The sequence below is a fragment of the Pseudomonas sp. NPDC086251 genome, assembly GCF_044746405.1.
Classification (GTDB): Bacteria; Pseudomonadota; Gammaproteobacteria; order Pseudomonadales; family Pseudomonadaceae; genus Aquipseudomonas.
The window spans coordinates 61,578-85,271 of the sequence record NZ_JBIVBY010000008.1 but is presented as its reverse complement, the minus strand read 5'-3'; the positions used below and the strand labels follow the sequence as shown (position 1 = coordinate 85,271).

Here is a 23,694-nt window from a genome sequence, read left to right as displayed (position 1 = left end):
CGCAGCCGAACGCAGCCTTCGGCAGCTGCTACACGAAAATGCGTTGGGGCGGAGATGACTGAACGCGCAAACAAAAACGGGCCTGCATAAGCAGACCCGTTTGTCGGAGGAAAGGTAAAAATTAAATCAGGCGTCAGCCGTTTTGCGCAGCCTGTTCGTTCTCTAGAAACTCTTCTTCCAGCAGCACATCAGCATGTGCGCCCCTTTCAAACGGCACTACCGCGGCACGTGGTTTGCCCCGCAGTTTGCCGAACAGGTGATCCAGAGCATGTTCAAGTTTGGTGGCCGCCCCGTCGATCGCCAGTTCCAGGGAGTCAGCTTTATGGGTGACAGAAATCGGTTGGTGGCCTTTTGGCCGCGCTTCCAGCTGGCAGCGCATGTCATGCGGTCCGGGCTTGTCGCCGTTTTCGTCCCGCAGGTGGACCTCGACGCGGGTCAGGTCCTCTTCGTATCGTTCGAGCGTGCTCTCAATGGTAGTACGTACCCACTCCTCCAGTCGGATGCTGCTTTGAATATGGTTATCACTGTTGACTTGGATTTGCATAGTTCATCCCTTATTTCAGCTAGCTCGCTAGAGGCCCTCCGGCTAGCCCTTGGGCGTCATCACCGTGACCTCTTACTTACACAATCGGTCTGTGCGCCGAACAATTCAACCCCTAAAAAAAGATAAATATGGATTCGCAAAAAAAGCCGGACAACCGGTAAAAGCGCTGTTAAGGTCGGGAGTTGGGTCGCCTCGCCTCTTTGTCACAATTGCTCACATCTGCTGCTCCGCCAACGGGTGCAGACTGCGAAAAACCGCCGCCTCCTCTACCAGCCAATCATGCACCGCCCGCACGCCCGGATGGCTCAGCGCGCCCGGTGCGTAAAGCAATACATAGCGTTTGTGATTGGGCACCGCCAGACCAAACGGCACGATCAGCGTCCCTCGCTCCAGCTCATCGTTGAGCAACGTGCGCCGCGCAATCGCCACGCCCATCCCGGCGATCGCCGCTTCGATGGTCAGGTGGTTGCGATTGAAGGTGTGCCCGCGCCGCACATCCGCGCCCTCAAAGCCGATGGCATTCAGATAGAACTCCCATTCCGCATACTCATAACTGCCGCGCCAGGCGGTGATGTCATGCAGCAACGGAAAATGCACCAGGTCCGCCGGGCCGTGCAGCGGCGGTCGACCGCGCAACAGGCTTGGGGCACACACCGGAAAGATCTGCTCATCGAGCAAGGCTGTGGATAACAAACCGGGATAACTACCGTCGTTCAGGTCGATAGCCAAGTCGAAGTCACCCTCGTGCAACGGCACGCTGCTGTCCTCGGCCACCAGGCGCAATTGAATGTCCGGAAAACGCTGCTGCAATCGCGGCAGACGCGGGGTCAGCCACTTGCTCAGGAACGAAGGAATCGAGCGCAGGCGCAAAATCCCGCTGATCATTCCCGCGTCCAGTCGTCGCAATTCTGCGTCGATGCTGCCGTAAGCCTCGTTGACGGTGATGGCCAGTCGCTGGCCCTCGGCGCTCAATTCCACGCCGCGAGCGCGACGGTGAAACAGGCGAAAACCCAAGCGTTCTTCCAGCTGTCGGATTTGCTGACTGACCGCACCCGGCGTGATGTGCAGCTCTTCGGCACATCGGGTGAACGACAAGTGCCGCGCAGCACAGGAAAACACGTGCAGCCAGACATAAGTCTGGGCGTGCAATTGACGACTCATCGTTTAGTCCTGCTAAAGGCTGTCTTAGGAAGTTTCGTTGGTCACGTAGGACCGAGGTGGGCAGTATCGCCCACATTGCGCTTGGCCTACAAAACATGGCAGCGATTCCTCTTCCATTGCTTGTATAGGCTTTAGCATGGCTATCAGTGTTTTCGATCTCTTCAAAGTCGGCATCGGTCCGTCCAGTTCCCACACCGTCGGCCCAATGCGTGCCGCCGCGACGTTTGCCCAGGCCCTCATCGATCAAGGTTTACTCGATGACGTACGGCGGTTAGAAATCCGCCTCTACGGCTCCCTTTCCGCCACCGGTGTCGGCCACGCCACCGACCGCGCCTGCGTCATGGGCCTGATGGGCGAATGGCCGGACAGCATTGATCCGACCTGTATCGAAAGCCGAATTCAAACCCTGCGCGAAACCAGCCAACTGAACCTGGCCGGTAAAGCGACCATTGCCTTCAACTGGCAACGCGATCTCCTGCTGCTCGACGAGAGTTTGCCCTACCACCCCAATGCGATGTCCCTGACAGCCTTTGGCGAAACCGGTGAACTGTCGGAGCAAACGTACTACTCGATCGGCGGAGGTTTCATCATCGAGGCAGCGGAAGCCGAGTCTGGCATTGCGCCTTCCAGCGACGTGGTGCTGCCCTACGATTTTTCCAGCGCCGCCGAATTGCTCAAGCTCTGCAACCAGCATGGCCTGCGGGTTTCCGAGCTGATGATGGCGAATGAATTGGCTTGGCGCAGCGAAGCAGACATCCGCCAGGGTTTGCTGCACATCTGGTCGGTGATGCGCGAGTGCGTCGAGCAAGGGTTGCGCCACGAAGGTATCTTGCCCGGAGGCCTGAATGTTCCGCGCCGCGCGGCGAAATTGCACCGCAGCCTGCTGGAAATCGGCAAGCCGAATGTCATCACCTCCACGCTGTCGGCCATGGAGTGGGTGAACCTGTTCGCCCTCGCCGTGAACGAAGAAAACGCCGCCGGCGGACGAATGGTTACCGCACCCACCAACGGCGCGGCCGGGATCATTCCAGCGGTGCTGCACTACTACATGAAATTCAATCCCGATGCGTCGGACGATGACGTGGTGAATTTCTTTCTGGGCGCTGCGGCCGTCGGCATTCTCTGCAAGAAAAACGCGTCGATCTCCGGCGCCGAAGTCGGCTGCCAGGGCGAAGTCGGCTCCGCCTGCGCGATGGCTGCCGCGGGCCTGGCGGACATCCTCGGCGCCACCCCGGAGCAACTGGAAAACGCCGCCGAGATCGGCCTGGAACACAACCTCGGCCTGACCTGCGATCCAGTCGGCGGCCTGGTGCAAGTGCCGTGCATCGAGCGCAACGCGATTGCCGCCGTGAAGGCGATCAACGCCACGCAAATGGCTCTGCGTGGCGACGGCAAACACTTCATTTCCCTGGACCGGGTGATCCGCACCATGCGCGATACCGGCGCCGACATGCACGACAAATACAAAGAGACTTCACGGGGCGGCCTGGCGGTGAGCTGGGTGGAGTGCTGAGGCGCATTCCCTGACCGTCCGCGACACGTGAGCCCGAGCAAGAACAATAACGAGGCCAAAAAACGATGACCGATGTAAGTACACCTGCTGCTGATAATCCTGCTGTAGAACTCAAACGCGATGCCGCGACAGTCACCCAGGGCTGGAGCAAACACGACACCACCTGGATGCTCGGCCTCTACGGCACGGCGATTGGCGCTGGCACGCTGTTCCTGCCGATCAACGCCGGGGTCGGTGGTTTCTGGCCGCTGTTGATTCTGGCGGTGCTGGCGTTCCCGATGACCTTTTTCGCCCACCGTGGCCTGACCCGCTTCGTGCTGTCCGGTCGTTCCGGGGACATCACCGAAGTGGTGGAAGAACACTTTGGCGTCGGTGCCGGCAAGCTGATCACGCTGCTGTATTTCTTCGCGATCTTCCCGATTCTGCTGGTGTACAGCGTGGCACTGACCAACACCTTGAGCAGCCTGATGGAACACCAACTGCACATGACGCCGCCACCGCGAGCCATCCTGTCGCTGGGCTTGATTCTCGGCCTGATGGCGATCGTGCGTTGCGGCCAGGGCGTCATCGTCAAATGCATGAGCGTGCTGGTTTACCCGTTCGTCGCGGCGTTACTGCTGCTGGGCGTGAGCCTGGTGCCGAACTGGAACGGCGCGTTCTTCGCCACTGCCAGTGAAGGCATGCCGCTGCCGCTGTTCTTCAAGACCTTGTGGCTGGCGATCCCGGTGATGGTGTTCTCGTTCAACCATTCGCCGATCATCTCCGCCTTCGCCGTCGATCAGAAACAACGCTACGGCGAGCAAGCCGAGCGCAAGAGCGGCGGCATCCTCGCCATCGCTCACGCCATGATGGTGGTGACGGTGATGTTCTTCTGCTTCAGCTGTGTGCTGGCGCTGTCTCCGGCGGATTTGGCCGCGGCGAAAGCGCAGAACATCTCGATCCTGTCGTACCTGGCCAACCACTTCCAGACGCCGGTGATTGCGTACGCCGCGCCGTTGATTGCGCTGGTGGCGATCACCAAATCCTTCCTCGGGCATTACATCGGCGCCAGCGAAGGCTTTCAGGGGCTGATCGTTAAAAGCCTGCGCGGCCGTGGCCGGGTGATGTCGGCGAGCTGGCTGAACCGCGTGACCGCATTGTTCATGATCCTCAGCTGCTGGGCCGTGGCGACCTTCAACCCGAGCATTCTCGGCATGATCGAAACCCTCGGCGGGCCGATTATCGCATGCCTGTTGTTCCTGATGCCGATGTACGCCATCCGCCGCGTGCCGGCCTTGCGCCAGTACTCCGGGCAGGCCTCGAACGTGTTCGTGGTGCTGATCGGTTTGATTGCACTGTCTGCGATCATCTATTCATTCATGCCCTGAAACGGGCAGGAAACCTGTAGGAGCGAGCTTGCTCGCGATGGGGCTGAGGGCGACGCGTTTATCCAGTGAACACGGGTTATCGTTGACGTCCATCGCGAGCGAGCTCGCTCCTACAAGGGGTAGCGTTTATTCCGGCATGCCCCTTGCTAAGTGTCCTGTGTAGAAAAACAACAGCGATGATGGCGATATGGCTACGGAATGGCCGATGGTCTGGTGTTGCGAACTAATCCCGATCATGGCCAGTCAATTACTGCACGTTCAATCAGGCGGTGACGCATCATGGACAACCCCTTTCAGCTCATTACCGATGCCTTTGCACCGGATTACCAGATCAACCTGAGCATTCAGGGCCTGGATGGCAGCATCATGCTGACCTTGTCCAACAACGGCCATGTGGTCGCCAAACGGATGATCAGCGCCGAACAACGCAACGATCCCCAGCGCCTCAAGCGCCTGGTGCAAAGCATTCAATTCGGCATTGCGATCGAACAGGGCCACAGCGCCGTGGCCATTCTCGAAGCCATGACCGATGGTGACAATCGCAACCTGCCGCCACCACCGGCCAAACGCCACAGCCGTCCGGCGATGCGGCTTTAAATCTCGCCCTTCTCTACTTCGGGATGTTCACCGGAACCCGCACCAATCTTGCGTTGCGGGTGTTCGATCTTCACCGAAGGGAATTGCGACGAGGCGTAACGCACCACCAGAATCGCAAACGCCAACAGCAGAATCCCGCCGCACAGGTAGATGATCCCCAGGTCCGGCGGGTTGTGGTGCGAGACGTTGGAGATCAGCAGTCGCGTCAGTGCGGTGATCGCCACGTAGATCAGGAAACGCACCGGCATGTGATTGGTCTTGAAGTAAATCCCGACCATCGCCCCCAGTTCCAGGTAGATGAACAGCAGCAAGATGTCATCGATCTTGATGTGCCCTTCCTCGATCATCTGCAGAAATTCCATCACCGCGGCCCATGCGGTCACTGCGCCGATGGCGAACAGCGCCAGGTAGTGGAAGGTCTCGACGAACAGGTTGCCCAAGGACTCGGCCAGTTGATGCACGTTCTGCCGCAGGTTCTCGGCCCAATTGATTTTCACGATGATGCTTCCTTAGGTCGGCTTGACCGGATGATGCGGGTTGGACGTGACGGTTGTTCTGCATGCAGAAAAAAGGCCAGAGGTTGTTGGGTGAGATGTAGGTTGGGTGAAAAGAGGCACGTTGGTGGTGTTTGGGCGGACGCCTTCGCTGTAGGAGCGAGGCTTGCCCGCGAAGGGGGCAACACAGTTCACCTGACAAACCCTGAATTCGGTCTACATTGAAAAGCCACTACCCAAACCGAAGGGATTCGCTTATCCTTTTCGCTGTATATAAATACAGTAGTCGAACAGACAACTTAATGTGAAGGCATGTGAGGTGGTGAATGGCCGTCGAAGTGGTATACCGCAGCAGCCGAGATCTGGAGCGCTTGTTCATGGATAAAGCCGAAGCTGACCGTCATGACAAAATGCTCGAACTGGCCGAATTGCTGGCTGAAGTGTTGCAAAAAGCCGTTCCGTCCCTGACCGAGCAGCAAGTGGAAGAAGCCGGGATCTACATGGCGAAGAATCGCGATGTGTTCGCCAAGGCGTTCAAGAGCCAGCCGGACGCCCTGTCCGAACTGCTCAATGCGCCGGCTGAAGTCGTTGAGAAAGCGGCTCCCGTAGAAGTGGCTGAACCTGTTGAAGAGGCGAGCGCTGCGCCGACCAAGCCAGCCAAGGCTGCCAAAACAGCAAAGTAAGCAACGCCCGAATTGAATAGGCCCTGAGTCAAATGGCTCAGGGCCTTTTTCATGCCCGCAGGAAACTGGACGTCGGGTGGCTCAAGCGCCTCGACCGGCGCCCCTGCTCCTTTATCGGTACAGCACTCTCTCCGCCAATTCATCCGCCACCCGCGCCGGCGAACGTTTTTCCGCTTGGGCATGGGCGAAGACTTCGGTCAGCCGTGAGCTGATTTTCGACAGGTGCGCGGTGATGGTCGTCAGCGCTTCGCCACGGTGTTTGAGCGAGACGTAGATCAGCCCGCCCGCGTTGATCACGTAATCCGGGGCATACAGAATGCCCCGCCGCTCCAGCTGATCGGCAACTTCCAGATGGGTCAGTTGATTGTTCGCCGAACCGGCCACCGCCGCGCAGCGCAATTGCGTCACGCTGTGGCTGTTGAGAACGCCGCCCAGACCGCAGGGCGCGAGGATGTCGCAAGGCGTGCTGAGCAGCGCATCGTTGGCGATCGGATGCGCGCCAAGTTGCTCCATCGCCAGTTGCACTTTGCCGTGATCGATGTCGCTGACCAGCAGCTCGGCACCGGCGGCGTGCAGTTGTTCGGCGAGGGCAAACCCGACGTTGCCCAACCCTTGAATGGCCACGCGCAAGCCTTCAAGGTTGTCGCTGCCCAGACGCGCCATGGCGGTGGCACGAATGCCGGTGAACACGCCCATCGCCGCGTGGGGCGCCGGGTCGCCGGCGGACGTGGTGCTGGTGACGTGTTGGGTCTGCTGGGCAATGCAATCCATGTCGGCCACGGAAGTGCCGCTGTCGATCGCGGTGATATAGCGCCCGTCGAGCTGATTGATACAACGCCCGAAGGCTTCGAACAGCGCCGCGCGGTTTTCCACATGGACCGGACGCACAATCACCGCCACGCCGCCGCCCTGGGCCAGGCCGGCCAGCGCTGCCTTGTAACTCATGCCTTGGGCAAGGCGCACAGCGTCCTCGACGGCGGATTCGTCGCTGGGGTAGGCAAGATAACGACAACCGCCCAGGGCAGGCCCCAGGCGGCTGTTATGGATGGCAATGACCGCCTTCAACCCGGTGACCGGGTCGACGCTCAGATGCAGCGATTCAAGGCGAGTGCTTTGCATGAGAGCGAACATCGTGGGGCTCCCGAATCACTTCTTGTAGTCGCCAGTATAGGCTTGCGCCCAAAATTTGCTGAAGCGCACCGGAATAAGCGACACCGCCATGCAGGCTTTCGGAAATAACCCGCACCAGCCTGTGTACGGCACTGGACGAATGGCGGAGACGGGGCTAAAACGAGGCATTGCCCGGAGATTTTGATGACCCCCCGTCAGCGCTTTTTCGACTGTCTGCAACGTACACCGCCCGCGCTGTTCGAGGCGGCGCTGTGGATGGCTGCCGAACATGACAAAGAGGTGAATCCCGAGGCGGTACTCAACGACTTCAAGGACCTGCGACTGCGGGTCAGTTATGGCTTGCCGATGTTGCCGGTGAGCGAATTGGCCCAGCCGTTGTTACGGCGCATGAATGACCTGGGGTTCGCCCAAGACGACTTCACGCCGTTGCGCCCGCAAGCGGCGTTGGTCAACAAAGTGCTGGAACGTCGGCGTGGCCAACCGCTGGCCCTGGGGTTGATCGCGCTGGAGCTGGCCAAAGGTCTGGAGATCCCCCTGGTCGGGGTCAATTTCCCGGGGCATTTCCTGCTGCGGGTTCCGGGCGCCGATCACTTGCTCGACCCTTGCGGCGGCCGTCGCCTGTACCCCAACGATTGCCGGGAATTGCTGCAACGCCAGTACGGCCCGAACATGAAGCTCAGCGCTGAACATTTGCTCACCGCCGAACCCGTGCAGATGCTGCAGCGGCTGTCGCGCAACCTGCGCCAGTTGCACCTGTCCCACGATGATTACATCGGCGCCTTGATCGACGCGGAACGCGTGCTGGAACTGGGCAACGCCAGTGCGGCCGATTACCTGGCCCGGGCCAGCCTGTATCAACGGCTGGACTGCCCGAACGCCGAGCGCTTCGACCTGGAGCATGCCCTGCTGCTCAGCGACGACCCGATCCAGCGGATTCGCCTGACTGAACGACTGGGGCACCTACCGCCCAACTCAATCGTCCACTGATCCCCGCCTTTTGTAGGAGCGAGGCTTTCCCGCGAAAGCGATCTGTCCATCACATCAATGCTGGATGAACCGCCGTCTTCGCGGGCAAGCCTCGCTCCTACAGGGGTGGTGTGTTGACCGTGAATCTTGTGTAGGGCATCGGCCAAATGTGGGAGGGGGCTTGCTCGCGAAAGCGGTGTGTCCGTCAAATCGATGCTGGATGTACCGCCGCCTTCGCGGGCAAGCCTCGCTCCTACAGGAGTGATGTGTTGACTGTGAATCTTGTGGTTGGCATCGGCCAAATGTGGGAGCGGGCTTGCTCGGGAAGGCGGTGTGTCAGTCAGCAGTGATGTTGACTGGCAGATTGCATTCGCGAGCAAGCCCGCTCCCACATTTCGTTCGGTGTGAGGCTTTATGGGGTGTCTGGCTGGTTGGCCGGGTGGGCCTTGATGAAGGCGGGATGTGTTGCTGCCAGTGCCGCCACTCGGCGAATTCGTGGGTACGCTTCAAGGGAAATGTTGAATCGCTCTGCCGCGTACAGCTGCGGGATCAGGTACAGGTCAGCCAACCCTGGCTGCGGGCCGAAGCAGTAAGCCTCATCACCTATCAACCGTTCCACCGTCGCCAACCCTTGGCTGATCCAGTGGCCGATCCACTCCATCACCTGCGGTTCATCGTGGCCCAACTGGCGCAGTTTGTTAAGCATGCTGACGTTGTGCAGCGGGTGCACGTCGCAGCCGATCAGCGCCGCGACGCCGCGCTCACGGGCGCGTGCAACGAGGTCCTTGGACAGCAGCGGCACCTGTGGATAACGTTCCTCCAGGTACTCGATGATGGCCGGCGACTGGATCAGCAGGTCGCCCTCGTCGGTGCGTAACGCCGGAACCCGACCTTGCGGATTAACGCCCAGATACGCCGGCTGCCGGTGCTCGCCACCGGGCGGTGCGATCAGGTTGACCGGCAGTGCCTGGTAATCCAGGCCCTTGAGCGCCAGCGCGATACGTACCCGATAGGACGATGTCGAACGGTAGTAGGTATAGAGTTCCATGACCCGATCTCCTTAGCGCGCCGGCAGTACTTTGCCACGGCATTCGCCGAAACCGATAGAGGCAAACCCCTCGCGGCTGCAACGGGCGCGCAGGATGATTTCGTCGTCGTCTTCGAGGAACTTGCGCACTTCACCGGACGCCAGTTCGATCGGCTTTTTACCGCCCTCGGTGATTTCCAGCAGGCTGCCGAACTGACCGTTTTCCGGCCCCGACAACGTGCCCGAACCGAACAGGTCACCGGCCTGCAACTGGCAGCCGTTGACACTGTGGTGCGCGACCATTTGCGCCACGGTCCAGTACATGTGTTTTGTATTGCTGAGGGTCAGGCGATGAGCCGGCAGTTTTTGCTCGCGCAGGCCTTCGGTGAGCAGCAGCACTTCCAGTTCGATGTCGAAGGCGCCAGCGGCCTGATCGCGTTTGTCGAACAGGTACGGCAGTGGCTGCGGATCACCTTCCGGGCGCGCCGGCTGGGCACAACGGAACGGCTCCAGTGCCTCGGCGGTCACCACCCACGGCGAAATACTGGTGATGAAACTCTTGGACAGGAACGGGCCCAGTGGCTGGTATTCCCAGGCCTGGATATCCCGCGCTGACCAATCGTTGAGCAGGCAGAAACCGGCAATGTGATCGGCGGCATCGCCAATGGCGATCGAGTCGCCCATGTCGTTGCCCTGACCGATCCAGATGCCCAGTTCCAGCTCATAGTCCAGACGTGCGCACGGACCAAACGTCGGCTCGGTCTGACCGGCTGGCAAAGTCTGGCCTTTCGGGCGACGCACATCGGTGCCGGACGGGCGAATGGTCGAGGCACGACCGTGATAACCGATCGGTACGTACTTGTAGTTCGGCAGCAGCGGATTATCCGGGCGGAACAGTTTGCCAACGTTTTGCGCGTGCTCGATGCCGACGTAAAAGTCGGTGTAATCGTTGATTTTCGCCGGCAGGTGCATCTCGCAGTTTGCCGCCAGTGGCAGCAACTTCGAACCTTGTGCTTCGATCTTGCCGTGCAGGGCGCTGCCTTCTTTCAGCAGCTCTAGCAGACGCTCGCGCAACGCCACTCGCGCTTCGCGACCGAGTTCAAAGAATGCGTTCAACTGACCGCCACGGGTGGCTTCGATGGCCGTTTTCGCAAGGCCGTCGAACAGGCCCGCATCGAGCGCGGCTTCCAGGTCAAAGATGTGTTCACCGATGGCCACGCCGCTACGAGGCGCGCAACCCTTCACACTGAACACGCCCAAAGGCAGGTTTTGCAGCGGGAAATCAGCGTGGCCGTTGGCGGAGGCAACCCAGCTACGAGTGATGGTTGTCTGAGTCATGGGTTATCTCCGGGTCGGGTCGAAAGTGGCGGGCAACGTGGCCCAGCAGGCATCGTAGTTGGTTTGCAGTTGCGGGCAGTCGAGGGCGAATTGGCTCGGGCGCAGCACCTGGCTGGTCTCGAACATGAAGGCCATGGTGTTGTCGATTTTCGCCGGCGCCAGTTCGGCGTTGATCGCCTTGGTGCAGGTCTCGCCGTCCGGGCCGTGGGCGCTCATGCAGCTGTGCAAGGACGCGCCACCGGGCACAAAACCTTCGGCCTTGGCGTCGTACTCGCCCTTGATCAGGCCCATGAATTCGTTCATCAGGTTGCGGTGGAACCACGGTGGACGGAAGGTTTTCTCCGCGACCATCCAGCGTGGCGGGAAGATCACAAAGTCGAGATTGGCCAGGCCGTGGACGCTGGTCGGCGAAGTCAGGACGGTGAAGATCGACGGATCCGGGTGATCGAAACTCACCGTGCCGATGGTGTTGAAACGCCGCAGGTCATATTTGTACGGCACGTTATTGCCGTGCCAGGCGACCACGTTCAGCGGCGAATGATCGAGCTCGCAGCCCCACAACTGGCCGAGAAATTTCTGCACCAGCGTGGTCGGTTGCTTGAGGTGTTCGTAATGGGCGGCCGGGGTCAGGAAGTCCCGCGCATTGGCCAGGCCATTGCTGCCGATGGGCCCGAGATCCGGAAGACGCAGCGGCGCACCATGGTTCTCGGCAAGGTAGCCGCGCGCTTGCGGGTCGAGCAGTTCAACGCGGAACTTCAGACCGCGCGGCAACACGGCAATTTCCAGCGGCTCCAGTTCCAGCACACCCAACTCGGTGGCAATGCGCAGGCGCCCCAATTGCGGCACCACCAGCCATTCACCGTCGGCGTTGAAGAACACGCGCTCCATGGAGCGGTTGGCGCGGTAGCTGTAGATGCTGATCCCGGCCGGTTTTTCCGGGCCAGAGTTGGCGGCCATGCTCACCAGGCCATCAACGAAATCGGTCGGCTCGCTCGGGATGTCCAACGGGTTCCAGCGCAGTCGATTGGGGGTCACTTCACCCAACGGGCCGCCAGCCAGTTGCCGCTCCAGCTTGACGAACGCCGGGTGATTGGCCGACGGCTGAATGCGGTACATCCAGGTGCGTCGCGCTTCACTGCGGGCCATGGTGAACGCGGTGCCGGAGAATAATTCTGTGTAGAGGCCGTACGGGGCTTTTTGCGGGGAGTTCTGGCCGACAGGCAGTGCGCCGGGCAACGCTTCACTGCTGAATTCATTGCCGAAGCCGGACTGATAAGCCAGCGCGGGCGCCGTTGAATCGAGGTTCATGGAGCCTCCTGAACAGGGAGTAGGCAATGGCCTGTCCTCCGTCGAAGAGCTCTCGGCACGCCCGGGTTATTTTTATCGTAATTCGATTACGCATAACGTAATTTGATTGGTATTGACCGTCAAGCTATAAAGACGCCCATTCGTCCCGGGATCACACCGCCTCCATGGAAAAGCCGCTAAGCAACGGTAAACAGAAAGTCCGCTCGGCCGAGGTCGGCACCGACATCCTCAAGGCATTGGCCGAGTTGTCGCCCTCGACGTCGCTGTCGCGCCTGGCCGAACACGTGCAAATGCCGGCGAGCAAGGTTCACCGCTATTTGCAGGCCTTGATCGCCAGCGGCTTTGCCGAGCAGAACACCGCCACCAACCATTACGGCCTGGGCCGCGAAGCCTTGCGCGTCGGCCTCGCCGCACTCAACAGTATGGACGTGCTGAAAGTCGCCGCCCTGCCCTTGGCCGAGTTGCGCGATGACTTGAACGAGACCTGCTTTTTGGCGGTATGGGGCAATCAAGGCGCGACCGTGGTGCATATTGAACCGGCCGTGCGTGCGGTGACGGTAGTGACACAATTGGGCTCGGTGTTGCCGTTGCTCAGTTCATCCACCGGTCTGGTGTTCGGCGCGTACCTGCCCAAGCGCGAAACCATCGACTTGCGCGAGCAGGAACTAAAAGCCGCGAGCGCCCATGCCCTGGCGGACGACGAAACTTATGCAGCATTGTGCGAACAGATCCGCGAGCGCGGTCTGCATCATGTGCATGGTTTGTTGATGCCGGGCGTGGATGCGTTGTCCGCGCCTGTGTTTAACGCAGTCGGCAAAGTCGCTGCTGTACTGACGGTAGTTGGGCCGACGTCGCTGTTTCATGCCGATGAAAACGGCCCTGCCGCCCAACGCCTGTTGTCCGCCACCCGTGCCGTTAGTTGGCGAATGGGGTTTGAACCCGCAGCACCAACATCATAAGAAAAGCGGTTGTGCATAAACGTACGCGGCACAACCGCTTTTTATTAAATCACTGATTCAGTCAAAAAAATCTTTGCCATATCGGCACCCAGCCCATTCACTTCGTCAAACTCCAGACCTTTGAAGCGATACTGCGAATCGAAGGTATAGGCTTCGGAAAACAGCCCCAAATGTTCGCCTTCGAAATACGGTACTTCGCCGTCCTGTAGCTTCAGGAAAAAGGCCCACACCAGTGTTTGGGAATAGGTGACCAATGGGTCCTCAGGGGTGTTAACGCCGTTGATGTAGACGTTATCGACATCAATTCCGCGACCGCCGACTTTCGCATGCAGAATGGCACGCACGCGTTCGATATTCAGATCTTCCATGATTCAAAACTCCATAACTAATAGTTGATAGCGACTGACCTCAGGCGCTGATTGGCATATTAACGACAATCACAACTAATGCACGCGGCAGTCTGTTTGCATTAGTTACCGTTATTCACTGCTCAACTATCAGGCCTGCGATATAAGACCCAACTTCTTCGCTGTAGCCACGGCTTGTGTTCGACGCTCGACACCCAACTTGCTATGTATGCGTCGCGCATGGGTTTTCACCGTGTGCAAAGAAATAAACAACTGCTCGGCAATCTGCTGATTCGAGCTGCCTTGGGCGATCAGGCCCAGCACCTCCAGCTCTCGCCCACTCAGCGGGTTGGCCTCCAGCGCCACTGGGTGCAATTGACCCTCTTCACCGAGGCGACACAGCAGACTTGGCTGGCGCAGGCGCACTTCGCGCAAAGCCTGCTGCAAGTTGCAGCGGTTCACCAATTCCAGGCCTGCCTCCAGTGCCGATCTGGCCAGCGAGGGTTCGCCGGTGAGGTCGGCCACTTCGCTGATCGCCAGGTGCAGCTCGGTTTCCAGCGCAAGAAGAGCATGGCGTTGCGCGTGATCGAGCAAGGCCTTGAGCTGATCCAGCGGGTTTTTCGCCCGTTGCAGATAGGTTTCCGCCAGCACCAACAGGTACTCGATGCGCGCGATCAGCTCCAACGTCGCCGGTGGCGCCTGGCGCGCGTTAGGTCCGCGGTAGTGGCGCAGCACACGACTCAGGGCCTCACGTGCCAATTCCGGGCGCCCTTGCTGCAACCAGAACTGACTGCTGACCTGCAGCAATACCCCGCGATAGACCGTTTCGGGAATCTGCCGCTGTTGCATCAGCCGTTCGGCATCGCGCAAGCGGACGAACGCTTGGGCGTAATCACCTTGATTGGCGGCCATTTGCGCTTGCCCGAGAAAACCATACAACGCGCGCTTGTCCTGACTGAGCAGGCAGTCCTCGAGGCCGGACTGGAAGAACCCGCTGGCCTCCTCGTCTTGTCCCTGACACAGCGCCAGACGCCCGCGTCGCAGGGCAATTCGTCCCAGCAACGGCACAGGACGATTGGCTTGTCGGCTCAGTAACGCATGAATATTGGCGAGTAGACTCTCAGCGCGTCGGGGTGCACCGCGCTGTTCCAGCAACTGGGCGTGATCGAGTTCCAGCAACCCTTCGTACAGGAGCGAACCTTGCGCCCGCGCCAGGCACAGCGCCTCACGATTGAGCGCCTGGGCAGCGTCGAGGTCAGCGCTGAGCAAGGCTTGTTGGGTCAGCCCGGACAGGCAGAGCAAGCGCGCCGGCCAGGCGTCGGTGCCGAGTTCGTTTAGCGCATCGATAAAGTGCGCGCGGGCCGATTCCATGCGTCCCTGTAAATGCAGAAGCCAGCCTTGCAGCGCCTGCCAACGCGCCAACAGTTGCCGCTGCAATGTCGCCGTCGGCTGCGGTGCGAACCGCACCAGTTGCTCGATGCACGCAGCGGCCTGATCGAAGCGTCCGGCGAACAGCAGCGCAGCGCTGATCAACCCCACCAGTTGCGGCGAGCCGAGGGTCAACTCCTCACCTTGGCGCTCGTGCAGGCTCAGCAACAAGGTCACGTTCTGGCCCATGAACAAATGTTCGAAGCTGAAGTGCTGCAACAGACTGACCGCCACCTCGAACTCTTCGGCCAACAGCGCCTGTTCGAACGCCGCCTGCCAATCTTCCTCGGCGACAAACCATTGGCAGGCGCGTCGATGCCAGGAACGGCCCGCCGAGCGTTGTTCGTCGCGCATCGCCTGGGCCAGTGGCACGAAGACTCGCCACCAATTGGCAGCGTCGTCCCAGGGCTCGATGAAACAGCCCATCTCCTGCAACGCGTGCAAGCCCTTTGCGCCCTCTCCGGCGCCGAACAGATGCTCGCACAGGCTGGCGTTGAATCGCGGCAAATGGGCCAGCACTTGCCAGGCTTCTGCGAGTTCCGGGGGGCAGGCCGTTGAACAGTTCATGCTGCAAGTAGTTGAGCAGGGTCGCCGAGCGCGCCTGTTTGTCCTGTTCGCCCGCCCACTGACAACCCTCGAGTAACGCAATCCGCACACCCGCGCACCAACCACCGCTGCGCTGGACAACCTTTCTGGCGTTCCTCGCCGCCACCGGTTGGGCGACATGGCGGAGCACCTGCTCAATCTCGTCCTCGGTGAATGCCAGCGTTCGCCCCTCGCATTCATACAACTCATCATCGAGCAGCAACCGGGGCCAATTGCAGTGCGGACGTCGGCGGGCGCTCAGCCACCAACTGAGCGCCGGGCTGCTGACCGCCAACAGCCGATCGAGCAAGGTGTCGAGTTCCGGGTTCGGGACACGGCAGTAATCATCGAGAAACAGCCAGGTCGGCACCTGCACACGAGCCAGATGTCTTAGCAGCGCCCCTTCATCTTTCGATGGCAGGCCCAACGCCTCCGCCAAGCGACCACACAAATCGGCGCCATTCAATGTCGCGCCGGCCAATGGCAACCAGTGGACAACGCACTGCGACGGCGCCTGTAAAAGGCATTCGGCGAGCAATGCACTTTTGCCGCTGCCGGCCGGTGCACAGAGCAGTTTCACCCGGGCGGTCGAGGCAAGCAGCGGTTCGCTCAAGCGCAGCCGCGACAGGTGATGGGACGACAAGCGAGGTAAAAATCCAGGGCGGTCCAGACACAGACTCATGGCGGTCATCGGGTGTGCCTTTTTATAGTTGTGAGGCTACCCTAGCCCTCTGCGAACCGCTTGTTGAGAAGTATTCAGCACGCTGATTGGCCCCCATAAAAAAGGCGACCCGAAGGTCGCCTCGCACGTTATCAATGTATCAAAACACTTACCGGACGCCCTCGGCACGCAAGGCCGATGGTGTGTAGTCGGCAGCCTTGGCTTCGAAGCCGAATTCGAAACTGTGCTTCTCTTCGTTCTTCATTCCCAGGGCAATGTATCGGCCAGCGATGATGTCGTAGAGCGCTTCGAGGGTGTAGGCCTGGGCCTGGTGATCGTAGTAGTACTGAGCGTGACCTTCGGCCACGCGCCACAGCTGACCGCGCCCGTCGTAATGGTCTGCCAGCGCCACTTGCCAGCTGTCTTCGTCGAGGTACATGTGGCGTTTGGCGTAGATGTGTCGTTCGCTGGGCTTGACCGTGCCGACCACTTCCCAGACCCTGTGCAATTCATAGCGGGTCAGGTCCTGGTTGATGTGCCCGGCTTTTACAATGTCGTCATACTTGAGGCTCGGTGAGTCGAGCTTGTAGCTGTTGTAGGGGATGTACATTTCCTTCTTGCCGATCAACTTCCAGTCATAGCGATCCGGTGCGCCGGAGAACATGTCGAAGTTGTCGGAAGTGCGCAGGCCGTCAGCGGCAGTACCCGGTCCGTCGTAGGCCACTTGCGGCGCACGACGAACACGACGCTGGCCGGCGTTATAGATCCACGCCAGCCGTGGCTCTTTCACTTGATCGAGGGTTTCGTGCACCAGCAGCACGTTGCCCGCCAGACGCGCTGGCGCAGTCACCGACTGCTTGAAGAAGGTCAGGACGTTGGCGGCTTTTTCCGGGTCCAGGTCCTTCATCAGTTGCGGTACCGCGATCTCTTCCTCGAAGCGGATCGGCGTGTAGCTGCCGTTAGTCTGCGGCGTCACCTGAGTGATGATGCGGCGCAGGTTGCCGCCGTGATAGCGGGTGATGTGGTTCCACAGCACCTCCACGCCAGTCTTCGGAATCGGGAACGCGTAGTAACGGTTGCCGGTGAAATTGGCCAGGCCGTTACCGTCGTTGATACTGTTCACGTTCAGCGCGCTGCGCTTGGCCGACTCGTAGATTTCCGGCGGCACGGCCACGGTGCGGTGAGTCGGGTAGACCGGAATCTTGTAGGTTTCCGGGTAGCGCTTGAACATCGCCACCTGGCCTTCAGAGAGCTTGTCCTTGTACTTGTCGACGTTCGCGGGAGTGATGACGAACAGCGGTTTTTCACTGGCGAATGGGTCAGCCAGGAAGCCTTTGCTGTCCACCGCACCGGCGTTTTTCGGGATGCCGCCGGTCCAGGCCGGGATGGAACCGTCGGCGTTACCGGCCTTCTCGGCGCCCAGTGGCGTGAGGCTGGTGCCGAGTTTGTTGGCTTCATCCGGCGACACCGCCGCCATCACGTTGGCCGCCAGCAGGCTCAGGGCCAGGGCGCCGCATTGCAGAATCATCTTGCGCATTAAAGTCATCCTTCTCAGCCAGATCAGAAGTTCACGCCGAAGCTCAGTGCCAGGAAGTCGCGGTCTTCCAGGACGTTGTAGTCACCCCCGAAAAAGTCGGTGTAACTGAGGCTCGCGGTATAGGTGTTGCGGTAGTCGGCATCGACGCCGACGCTGACCGCCTTGGCGCCTTCGTTGAACAGCCCGTTGGGGCCATAACCGGCGACGTCATGGGACCAGGACAGGTTGGGTTTGAGGTTGACCCCGCCGATAACGTTGGCGTAATCGAGGATGGCCCGGGCGCGATAACCCCAGGACGTCGAGGTGACGAAGCCGTCGGTATCGCCACCGAAACCGTATTGGCCATAGACCGAGTCGCGGCCGTAGCGCAGTTTGGTCCGGGATTCCAGTCCACCGACGTGCACCACCGCGGCTTCACCCACCAGCGTCAGCCGTTGCGCGCCGAGCACCTGGTCGAAGAAATGGGTCAGGGTGCTCTGGACTTGCGTCACTTCCTTGCGGCGATAGCCTTTGTTGTCGGCGCCTGGCGCGGTAGCAATCGGCGATGCAGTGCCGCCGGCGATCGGGTTGAGCAAGGCCAGGGTCAGGTCATTGGTGTTGACCTGCACCGGAGCGTTGGGGCGATAGCTGATCTCACCGGTCCACGCGGTGCCCGTGGGCAAGGTGGTGGAGAAGCTCGCGCCGTAGAGTCGAATGTCTTCCGGGTAATCGAGGTAATACTGGCCGCGACCGAGCATCACACTTTGGGCGAGGCCCGACCCGCTGCCCGGTGCAAGACGGTTGGCGGTAGTGACGATGCCCGGAATACTCGCCAACGTACTCAAGCCTGCGGTGACGGTGCCGACCGTTGGGGATCGGCTGTGGTAATTCATGAAGTACAGGCCGTACTCGGTGTCATCGCCGAGCCAGCGCAACGCGGTCCCCCATTGCCCGGAATCCCGGGCATCGCGGTCACCGCCACGGGGAACGATCACGCCTTCCTGACTGACTTCGAAGCCTTGGCCAAACGCCGCCGCGATCGGTTGCAACGGTGCGATCGCCGGGCTGGCCACCGTGTAATTCTTGTTGCAACCGTCCGCCGCCACGTCGACGCCAAAGAACGTACCGCAGTTGTCGAGAACGGTCTGGTCCCACTCCAGTTGATAGAAACCTTCCACCGAGAGCTGGTCGGTCAGGCCCTGGGAGGCAAACAGCATGTTCACCGGAATCAGGCCTTCCTTGATCTCGGCACCGGGACGGCGGAACGCGGAAACGTCGATCGGGTTGATGCTGTTGATCGAGTTGCCGATGAATGTACTTTCACCCCAGCTGACCACTTGCTTGCCGGCACGCACGGTGCCCGGCAGATCGGCGATGGCGTAGTTGTGATAGACGAAGGCATCGAGAAGTTGCGCGCCGGAGGACTTGGCGCCTTCCTTGCGGCCGTTGTCACTGATCTGTTTGAACTCGCGATCCTCGTCCTTGAGTTCGAAGTCGTACCAGTACTTGCCACGGACGAACACACCGGTGTCGCCGTACTTCAGTTCAAGGTCGTGGATGCCCTTGAAGATCTTCGAGAAGGTTTCGCCTTTCTTGAAGTTCAGGCGGCCATCGTCCCCCGTCGAAGACTGGCCGGACCCGCCGTTGACGGTGCCCACCAGGGATTTGTCGGCATCACGCATGCCCCAGCTCGCGCCGACCGACAGCGAGGAATCGAACTGCCCCTCGATTTCCCCGATGTTGAATGAAACAGCCTGCGCCTGGGCACAGCAGCCCAAGGCCACCGCAGCGGCCAGCGCCTGCGGCTTGAAGATGGCGCGCATTGTTGTTTTTGTCATGCGTCTTCCCCGGTGAGTGACAGAAGGCCACACCCTACTGCCGCACGCCGGGAGCGATAAGCGCACCAAGGAGGTATTCGTGGTGTACCTCTAAAGGATGACTGCCCGCATGGCGCGGCGTTTTGAGCGAGGTATGGATGGGCTGGATGGCGGGTTATCAGTCAGACGCATCGGGCGCTATGAACACACACCTGCAGCGTCCGCCTCTGTAGCAGCTCGAGCTTGCGAGGCTGCGTTCGGCTGCGAAGCAGTCGTGAGATCAGGCACCGCGGTGTGCCAGGGGGAAAGTGCATGCCGGGTTTACGACTGCTGCGCAGCCGAACGCAGCCTTCGGCAGCTGCTACAAGGAACGTTATAGCCCATAGGGATGGGACTGTTACCCAGACTGCAACAGTGCATGTCTGGAATCGCTGTTTTTCCTTTGCCAGCAAGCGCTTATGCTGACCGGGCTTTCAAGGCAAACGGCCTGAAAGCACGAAGCCGTGGCGCATGACCCGCCCGCTTCACTAGCGACAGATTTCAGATGAATTGAATATTTTCGACTCATCACCCCGTGTTCACTGACGTTGATTTATAGCTCCTGATCAATCGTCTTACTTTGGCCGCTGCGTTTGCAGCGGCCTTTTTTATGGGCGCGTTTCAGCGCCAGGTACTTAAAACAGTCCTACAAGAAATTTCCTATAACAGCATAGGAAACATCTTTTTAAGCAAAGGACAATCTTGCCTTTGTTCCTTCCTTGTCGAAATCCCTCTCGACATCACAAGTAAAAACTCACACGTCTCTCAGACCCACCGTATCCATTTCCGCTGTAACTTTAAATGGCACAAAGCAACAACTGGCATCCATTTTTTTCGATGACCAACCAGCAACCCTTTTTAAAAACATGAAGCACATTCAAAGGATATGAATATGCAAAAGCCCCCAGGGCCACACGACAAAAACAGACCAGGCTTTCTTAATATAGATACGCCGGTCGTAACAATAGGTGTTGCACCCGACCACATGATGCCCGCCCCTCGAACATCAAACGAAAATAGAGCAGGGCCATTCGGTCACGGCTTCGTGGGGACCTACAATCAAAATATGGTAACGATCCAACGCACAACCAAAGCACTGGAGCAAGAACTTCAGATCCAATCCAGTCAACTACCGTATTCCATTGAGTCCGAACTTGCGGTGGTTAGATCTGAAGGCCCCACTGATCCTGTTCCGCCGTTGCAGTCGATAGTCCGTGAGCTGGGAGCTTTAAATACACTTTGGCAACGAAAAGTCGCTGAACACAATAATAAAACAGCAACGGCCAATGCGTTTTACGGAGGAGATCCTTTCTACCGGCATACTAACGAATTCATGGTAAAAGCCACGACGCTGGAAAAGTGGCCAGGGCCGAACGGCATCGCGATGCAGGCCCTGAATCAATCACTCAGAGCCGCTGTCGACGTCAGGTTACTGTCGCAAACCATTCACTCGCTAAATCAGCGATCTCTAAATCTGCAGCATTCCCTCAGTGTTTTGCAGGCGTCTGAACAAGCGCGCATCAAGGCAGAAGCTGAAGCACTGGCACATGCTCAAGAGCAGGCACGATTAACCGCGCTGGCAGAGGCCGAACGGATGGCCGCCGAGCAAGCACGAATTGCCGCTGAAGCCGCCGCTCGGTACATCGCTGCTGAACAAGCGCGTCTCGAAGCTGAGGCCGAGGTTCAACGACAAGCCGAGCAACTGCGCCTCGAAAAGCAACAACAAGCAGAGGAAGAAGCACTACTCAAAGCGATGGAGTCACTGGACGCGGCTCAAGTTAATCGACCGTTTCCCGTATCCGGATCAGTGGCAGCATCCGGCCCCGTGTTCACTGTTGCAGCAGGGACGCTCGCTACCGATGCGGCGATTTCCCTCGCCATTAAAACTGCCCTGCAAAGAGCCGTGGCGGGAGTGATCGCAGCATCCGTCACATCGGCAGGTGCGGTAGTTGGCGGGTTTGCAACGCTGCTATTCCCCTCATCACTGGGTAACAGCGACCTACACGCCTTAAGTGTGCCGCTCTCCGACCTCACGCCCCACCATCTCGATGACTTGCATGCGATTGCTGCAGTCAATGGGGACGTCGAACTGCCGGTAGTGATCGGTTCCAGAAACACGGATTACACAACGGAGTTTTTTGCTGCCGCCGCAAATGGAACGACGGTGCCCTCCAAAGTCCCGGTGCGGCTCGCGACTTTCGATCCAGGTTTGAATGCTTATAGGACCTATAGTCCGGATGCAGCTTCGACCGGAATGACCTGGACACCCATTGTCCGGCCGGACAACGCGTCAACGACTATACCTGCGCAAGAGCCGAGCATTGTTGTCTACAACGGCACGACTGTAACCGCTGTCGAAGGAAGAATAGATACGTCCCCGGCGCTGGATCTTTATAGCTTTGGTGGATTCGTCTATGTGTTCCCGATTGAGTCGGGTATTCCGCCGCTGTATGTTGTATTCAACAGTCCTTATGAGGGCGCATCTGTCAAAGGCAGATTCAGTGGACGCTACTACAATCCGGAGCAGGCAGGCGGACCTATAGTTTATTTGAACTGGCGTATAGCAGTAATCTCCCGGAAAGGAATCGATACTGTCAGATTACATACTGCTCGCTTCGAACAATCTGATGCTAACGACATAATGATTGAGCGTCTTGACAGAATATTTAACGGCCACCTGGAAATAACAGATACTGACCTGCGCTATTACACCCATGAAATACGGGAACTGGAGCGATATAGAGCACTCGGCTACAGCGACGACGTTTCCCCGCCCGATAATTCTCCAGTGTGGAACAATGCGCATACAGCTACGCTTGAGGATTACCAACTTGGAAGCAGCCTTTCACTCCTGTACACCGAAGAAGCAATCAATGCGATGAATGCACAAGACCAAAGAGAATACGAAAAAGATATCAAGGGGCGTGAACAATGAGTACTGTCGAGCAAATCATAAAAAACGAACCTGTAGAAGATGTTGTTTCAGTGTTCGCTTTATTCAGAACTGCCTCAGCATTGGACAGAATGTACGGATGCTTCCGCCAAGAAGCGATATTAAACGGCGAACTAGTGAAAGCTTATAACTTGCTTTTCAAGGAAGGTGTATTAATGAGTGACGAAAATGGCAAGACAGTCAAAGGTCCAAACTGGAAAGCCCCTGATTTTTTCATAGAGAAACGATACGTCTGAGGTGCTCTAAATTTTAAATACCAAGCCGCACTGCGCAGCAGCTTGGTATCTCGATCTATTAAATCGAATACCGCTGCAAATTCCCCATCATTTCCTTCAGCGCCTCAATATTGTCCTTCGGATGCGCCGCTCCGTCGAAATCACAGATCTGCTGCCAATGCGCCGCCACATCTTCCGGCGAAAACCCCACCCGTGGATCAAACCCGGCGCCCAGGCTACGCTCCCAGCGCACCTTGCCCATCCACCCACCACCGACTTCAAACAGTCCCGACGTTTCCTGGCAATTTTCGCTGGCGAGGTACACCACCAACGGGCTGACCAGTTCCGGTTTCAGTTGTTCGAATACTTGCGGCGGGATCAGGCCTTCGGTCATGCGGGTGCCGCCGGTGGGGGCGATGGCGTTGACCAGGATGTTGTTCTTGCGGCCTTCGATGGCCAGGGTGCGGGTCAGGCCGTAGAGGCCGAGTTTGGCCATGCCGTAGTTGGACTGGCCGAAGTTGCCGTAAATGCCCGAGGTCGATGCGGTGAAGATGATGCGCCCGTAGTTTTGCTCGCGCAGGTGCGGCCAGGCGGCGCGGGTGACTTTGTAGGCGCCTTCGACGTGGACGCGGTAAACCAGGTCCCAGTCGCCGTCTTCCATTTTGTGGAAGGTCTTGTCCCGCAGGATCCCGGCGTTGTTGACCACCACGTCGACCCGGCCGAAAACGTCGAGGGCGTTCTGAACGATTTTGTCGCCGTCGGTAACGGAGTCGTGGTTGGCCTCGGCGATGCCGCCCGCTTCGCGAATTTCCGCCACTACGCGGTCTGCCGCCGAAGCGTTGGCGCCCTCGCCCTGAGCCGAGCCGCCGAGGTCGTTGACCACTACTTTGGCGCCCTGTTTGGCGAACAGCAGTGCATGCGCCCGGCCAAGGCCGCCACCTGCCCCCGTGATGATCACGACTTTATCTTCGAAGCGCACAGACTCATTCATTGGGGGGACTCCAGCAGGCCAAGGGACAATGGGGTCCAGTGTCGGGCACGGCGC

At 59.1% G+C, this 23,694-nt stretch carries 19 protein-coding genes and 1 pseudogene; 8 read left to right on the top strand and 12 right to left on the bottom strand.

Features of this window, described 5'->3' with window-relative positions:
* Nucleotides 1–133 precede the first annotated feature (133 nt).
* On the bottom strand, nucleotides 134–544 hold the full coding sequence (locus ACIPL2_RS11910) for an HPF/RaiA family ribosome-associated protein (RefSeq protein ID WP_059403312.1): 411 nt from the start codon (nucleotides 542–544) through the stop codon (nucleotides 134–136).
* 213 nt (nucleotides 545–757) lie between these two features.
* Nucleotides 758–1,705 (bottom strand): LysR substrate-binding domain-containing protein, encoded by a 948-nt coding sequence (locus tag ACIPL2_RS11905; RefSeq protein ID WP_401356326.1) that lies wholly within the window; start codon nucleotides 1,703–1,705, stop codon nucleotides 758–760.
* Between the two features lie 136 nt (nucleotides 1,706–1,841).
* Here ACIPL2_RS11905 and ACIPL2_RS11900 point away from each other — a divergent pair, with 136 nt between their 5' ends.
* The 3 genes from ACIPL2_RS11900 (at nucleotide 1,842) to ACIPL2_RS11890 (ending at nucleotide 5,182) form a co-directional block, all read left to right on the top strand.
* The gene (locus ACIPL2_RS11900; RefSeq protein WP_401356324.1) at nucleotides 1,842–3,218 is read left to right on the top strand and encodes an L-serine ammonia-lyase; all 1,377 of its coding nucleotides are present in this window, start codon (nucleotides 1,842–1,844) and stop codon (nucleotides 3,216–3,218) included.
* Between the two features lie 65 nt (nucleotides 3,219–3,283).
* Nucleotides 3,284–4,585, top strand: a complete 1,302-nt coding sequence (locus tag ACIPL2_RS11895) for a serine/threonine transporter (RefSeq protein ID WP_401356321.1) — start codon at nucleotides 3,284–3,286, stop codon at nucleotides 4,583–4,585.
* A 279-nt stretch (nucleotides 4,586–4,864) separates the two neighbouring features.
* Entirely contained in the window at nucleotides 4,865–5,182 is a 318-nt protein-coding gene (locus ACIPL2_RS11890; protein ID WP_401356319.1) for a DUF3509 domain-containing protein, read from the top strand.
* Here the strand turns inward: ACIPL2_RS11890 and ACIPL2_RS11885 are convergent.
* On the bottom strand, nucleotides 5,179–5,679 hold the full coding sequence (locus ACIPL2_RS11885) for a phosphate-starvation-inducible protein PsiE (RefSeq protein WP_059403308.1): 501 nt from the start codon (nucleotides 5,677–5,679) through the stop codon (nucleotides 5,179–5,181). The genes ACIPL2_RS11890 and ACIPL2_RS11885 overlap by 4 nt on opposite strands.
* A 323-nt stretch (nucleotides 5,680–6,002) precedes the next feature.
* Here ACIPL2_RS11885 and ACIPL2_RS11880 point away from each other — a divergent pair.
* Nucleotides 6,003–6,257, top strand: a pseudogene (locus ACIPL2_RS11880) (YebG family protein); the annotation flags it as partial.
* Between the two features lie 213 nt (nucleotides 6,258–6,470).
* On the opposite strand, the gene ACIPL2_RS11875 reads toward ACIPL2_RS11880, so the two are convergent.
* Nucleotides 6,471–7,490 carry a Glu/Leu/Phe/Val dehydrogenase dimerization domain-containing protein gene (locus ACIPL2_RS11875; protein ID WP_401356315.1) on the bottom strand — a complete coding sequence of 340 codons (1,020 nt, stop codon included), beginning with the start codon at nucleotides 7,488–7,490 and terminating at the stop codon, nucleotides 6,471–6,473.
* A gap of 183 nt (nucleotides 7,491–7,673) precedes the next feature.
* Here ACIPL2_RS11875 and ACIPL2_RS11870 point away from each other — a divergent pair, with 183 nt between their 5' ends.
* Nucleotides 7,674–8,477: a SirB1 family protein gene (locus ACIPL2_RS11870; RefSeq protein WP_401356313.1), complete on the top strand. Its 804-nt coding sequence runs from the start codon at nucleotides 7,674–7,676 to the stop codon at nucleotides 8,475–8,477.
* A 391-nt stretch (nucleotides 8,478–8,868) separates the two neighbouring features.
* On the opposite strand, the gene maiA is transcribed toward ACIPL2_RS11870, so the two are convergent.
* Genes maiA through hmgA form a run of 3 tightly spaced genes read right to left on the bottom strand, consistent with a single transcriptional unit; the run spans nucleotide 8,869 to nucleotide 12,129 of the window.
* On the bottom strand, nucleotides 8,869–9,504 hold the full coding sequence (gene maiA / locus ACIPL2_RS11865; protein WP_401356310.1) for a maleylacetoacetate isomerase: 636 nt from the start codon (nucleotides 9,502–9,504) through the stop codon (nucleotides 8,869–8,871).
* 12 nt (nucleotides 9,505–9,516) lie between these two features.
* A complete protein-coding gene (fahA, locus tag ACIPL2_RS11860; protein ID WP_401356308.1) occupies nucleotides 9,517–10,821 on the bottom strand; it encodes a fumarylacetoacetase in 1,305 nt (434 codons plus the stop codon).
* A 3-nt stretch (nucleotides 10,822–10,824) separates the two neighbouring features.
* Complete coding sequence (hmgA, locus tag ACIPL2_RS11855; RefSeq protein WP_401356305.1) at nucleotides 10,825–12,129, bottom strand: homogentisate 1,2-dioxygenase; 1,305 nt, start codon at nucleotides 12,127–12,129, stop codon at nucleotides 10,825–10,827.
* 164 nt (nucleotides 12,130–12,293) lie between these two features.
* Between hmgA and ACIPL2_RS11850 the strand changes: the two genes are divergently transcribed.
* Nucleotides 12,294–13,088 carry an IclR family transcriptional regulator gene (locus ACIPL2_RS11850; protein ID WP_401356302.1) on the top strand — a complete coding sequence of 265 codons (795 nt, stop codon included), beginning with the start codon at nucleotides 12,294–12,296 and terminating at the stop codon, nucleotides 13,086–13,088.
* 44 nt (nucleotides 13,089–13,132) lie between these two features.
* Here ACIPL2_RS11850 and ACIPL2_RS11845 read toward each other — a convergent pair whose 3' ends face one another.
* From ACIPL2_RS11845 to ACIPL2_RS11830, 4 genes are all read right to left on the bottom strand, one after another.
* Nucleotides 13,133–13,456 (bottom strand): hypothetical protein, encoded by a 324-nt coding sequence (locus ACIPL2_RS11845; protein WP_401356300.1) that lies wholly within the window; start codon nucleotides 13,454–13,456, stop codon nucleotides 13,133–13,135.
* A 129-nt stretch (nucleotides 13,457–13,585) separates the two neighbouring features.
* On the bottom strand, nucleotides 13,586–14,806 hold the full coding sequence (locus ACIPL2_RS11840; protein WP_401356600.1) for a LuxR C-terminal-related transcriptional regulator: 1,221 nt from the start codon (nucleotides 14,804–14,806) through the stop codon (nucleotides 13,586–13,588).
* Between the two features lie 1,472 nt (nucleotides 14,807–16,278).
* Complete coding sequence (locus ACIPL2_RS11835; RefSeq protein ID WP_401356299.1) at nucleotides 16,279–17,646, bottom strand: DUF1329 domain-containing protein; 1,368 nt, start codon at nucleotides 17,644–17,646, stop codon at nucleotides 16,279–16,281.
* Between the two features lie 23 nt (nucleotides 17,647–17,669).
* Nucleotides 17,670–19,463, bottom strand: a complete 1,794-nt coding sequence (locus ACIPL2_RS11830; protein WP_401356297.1) for a DUF1302 domain-containing protein — start codon at nucleotides 19,461–19,463, stop codon at nucleotides 17,670–17,672.
* Nucleotides 19,464–20,367: 904 nt separating this feature from the next.
* Between ACIPL2_RS11830 and ACIPL2_RS11825 the strand changes: the two genes are divergently transcribed.
* On the top strand, nucleotides 20,368–22,416 hold the full coding sequence (locus ACIPL2_RS11825) for an S-type pyocin domain-containing protein (protein WP_401356294.1): 2,049 nt from the start codon (nucleotides 20,368–20,370) through the stop codon (nucleotides 22,414–22,416).
* Nucleotides 22,413–22,670, top strand: a complete 258-nt coding sequence (locus tag ACIPL2_RS11820; RefSeq protein WP_401356292.1) for an immunity protein — start codon at nucleotides 22,413–22,415, stop codon at nucleotides 22,668–22,670. The genes ACIPL2_RS11825 and ACIPL2_RS11820 overlap by 4 nt, the downstream gene beginning before the upstream one ends.
* 58 nt (nucleotides 22,671–22,728) lie before the next feature.
* Here ACIPL2_RS11820 and ACIPL2_RS11815 read toward each other — a convergent pair whose 3' ends face one another.
* Nucleotides 22,729–23,640 carry an SDR family oxidoreductase gene (locus ACIPL2_RS11815; RefSeq protein ID WP_401356289.1) on the bottom strand — a complete coding sequence of 304 codons (912 nt, stop codon included), beginning with the start codon at nucleotides 23,638–23,640 and terminating at the stop codon, nucleotides 22,729–22,731.
* Nucleotides 23,641–23,694 lie beyond the last annotated feature (54 nt).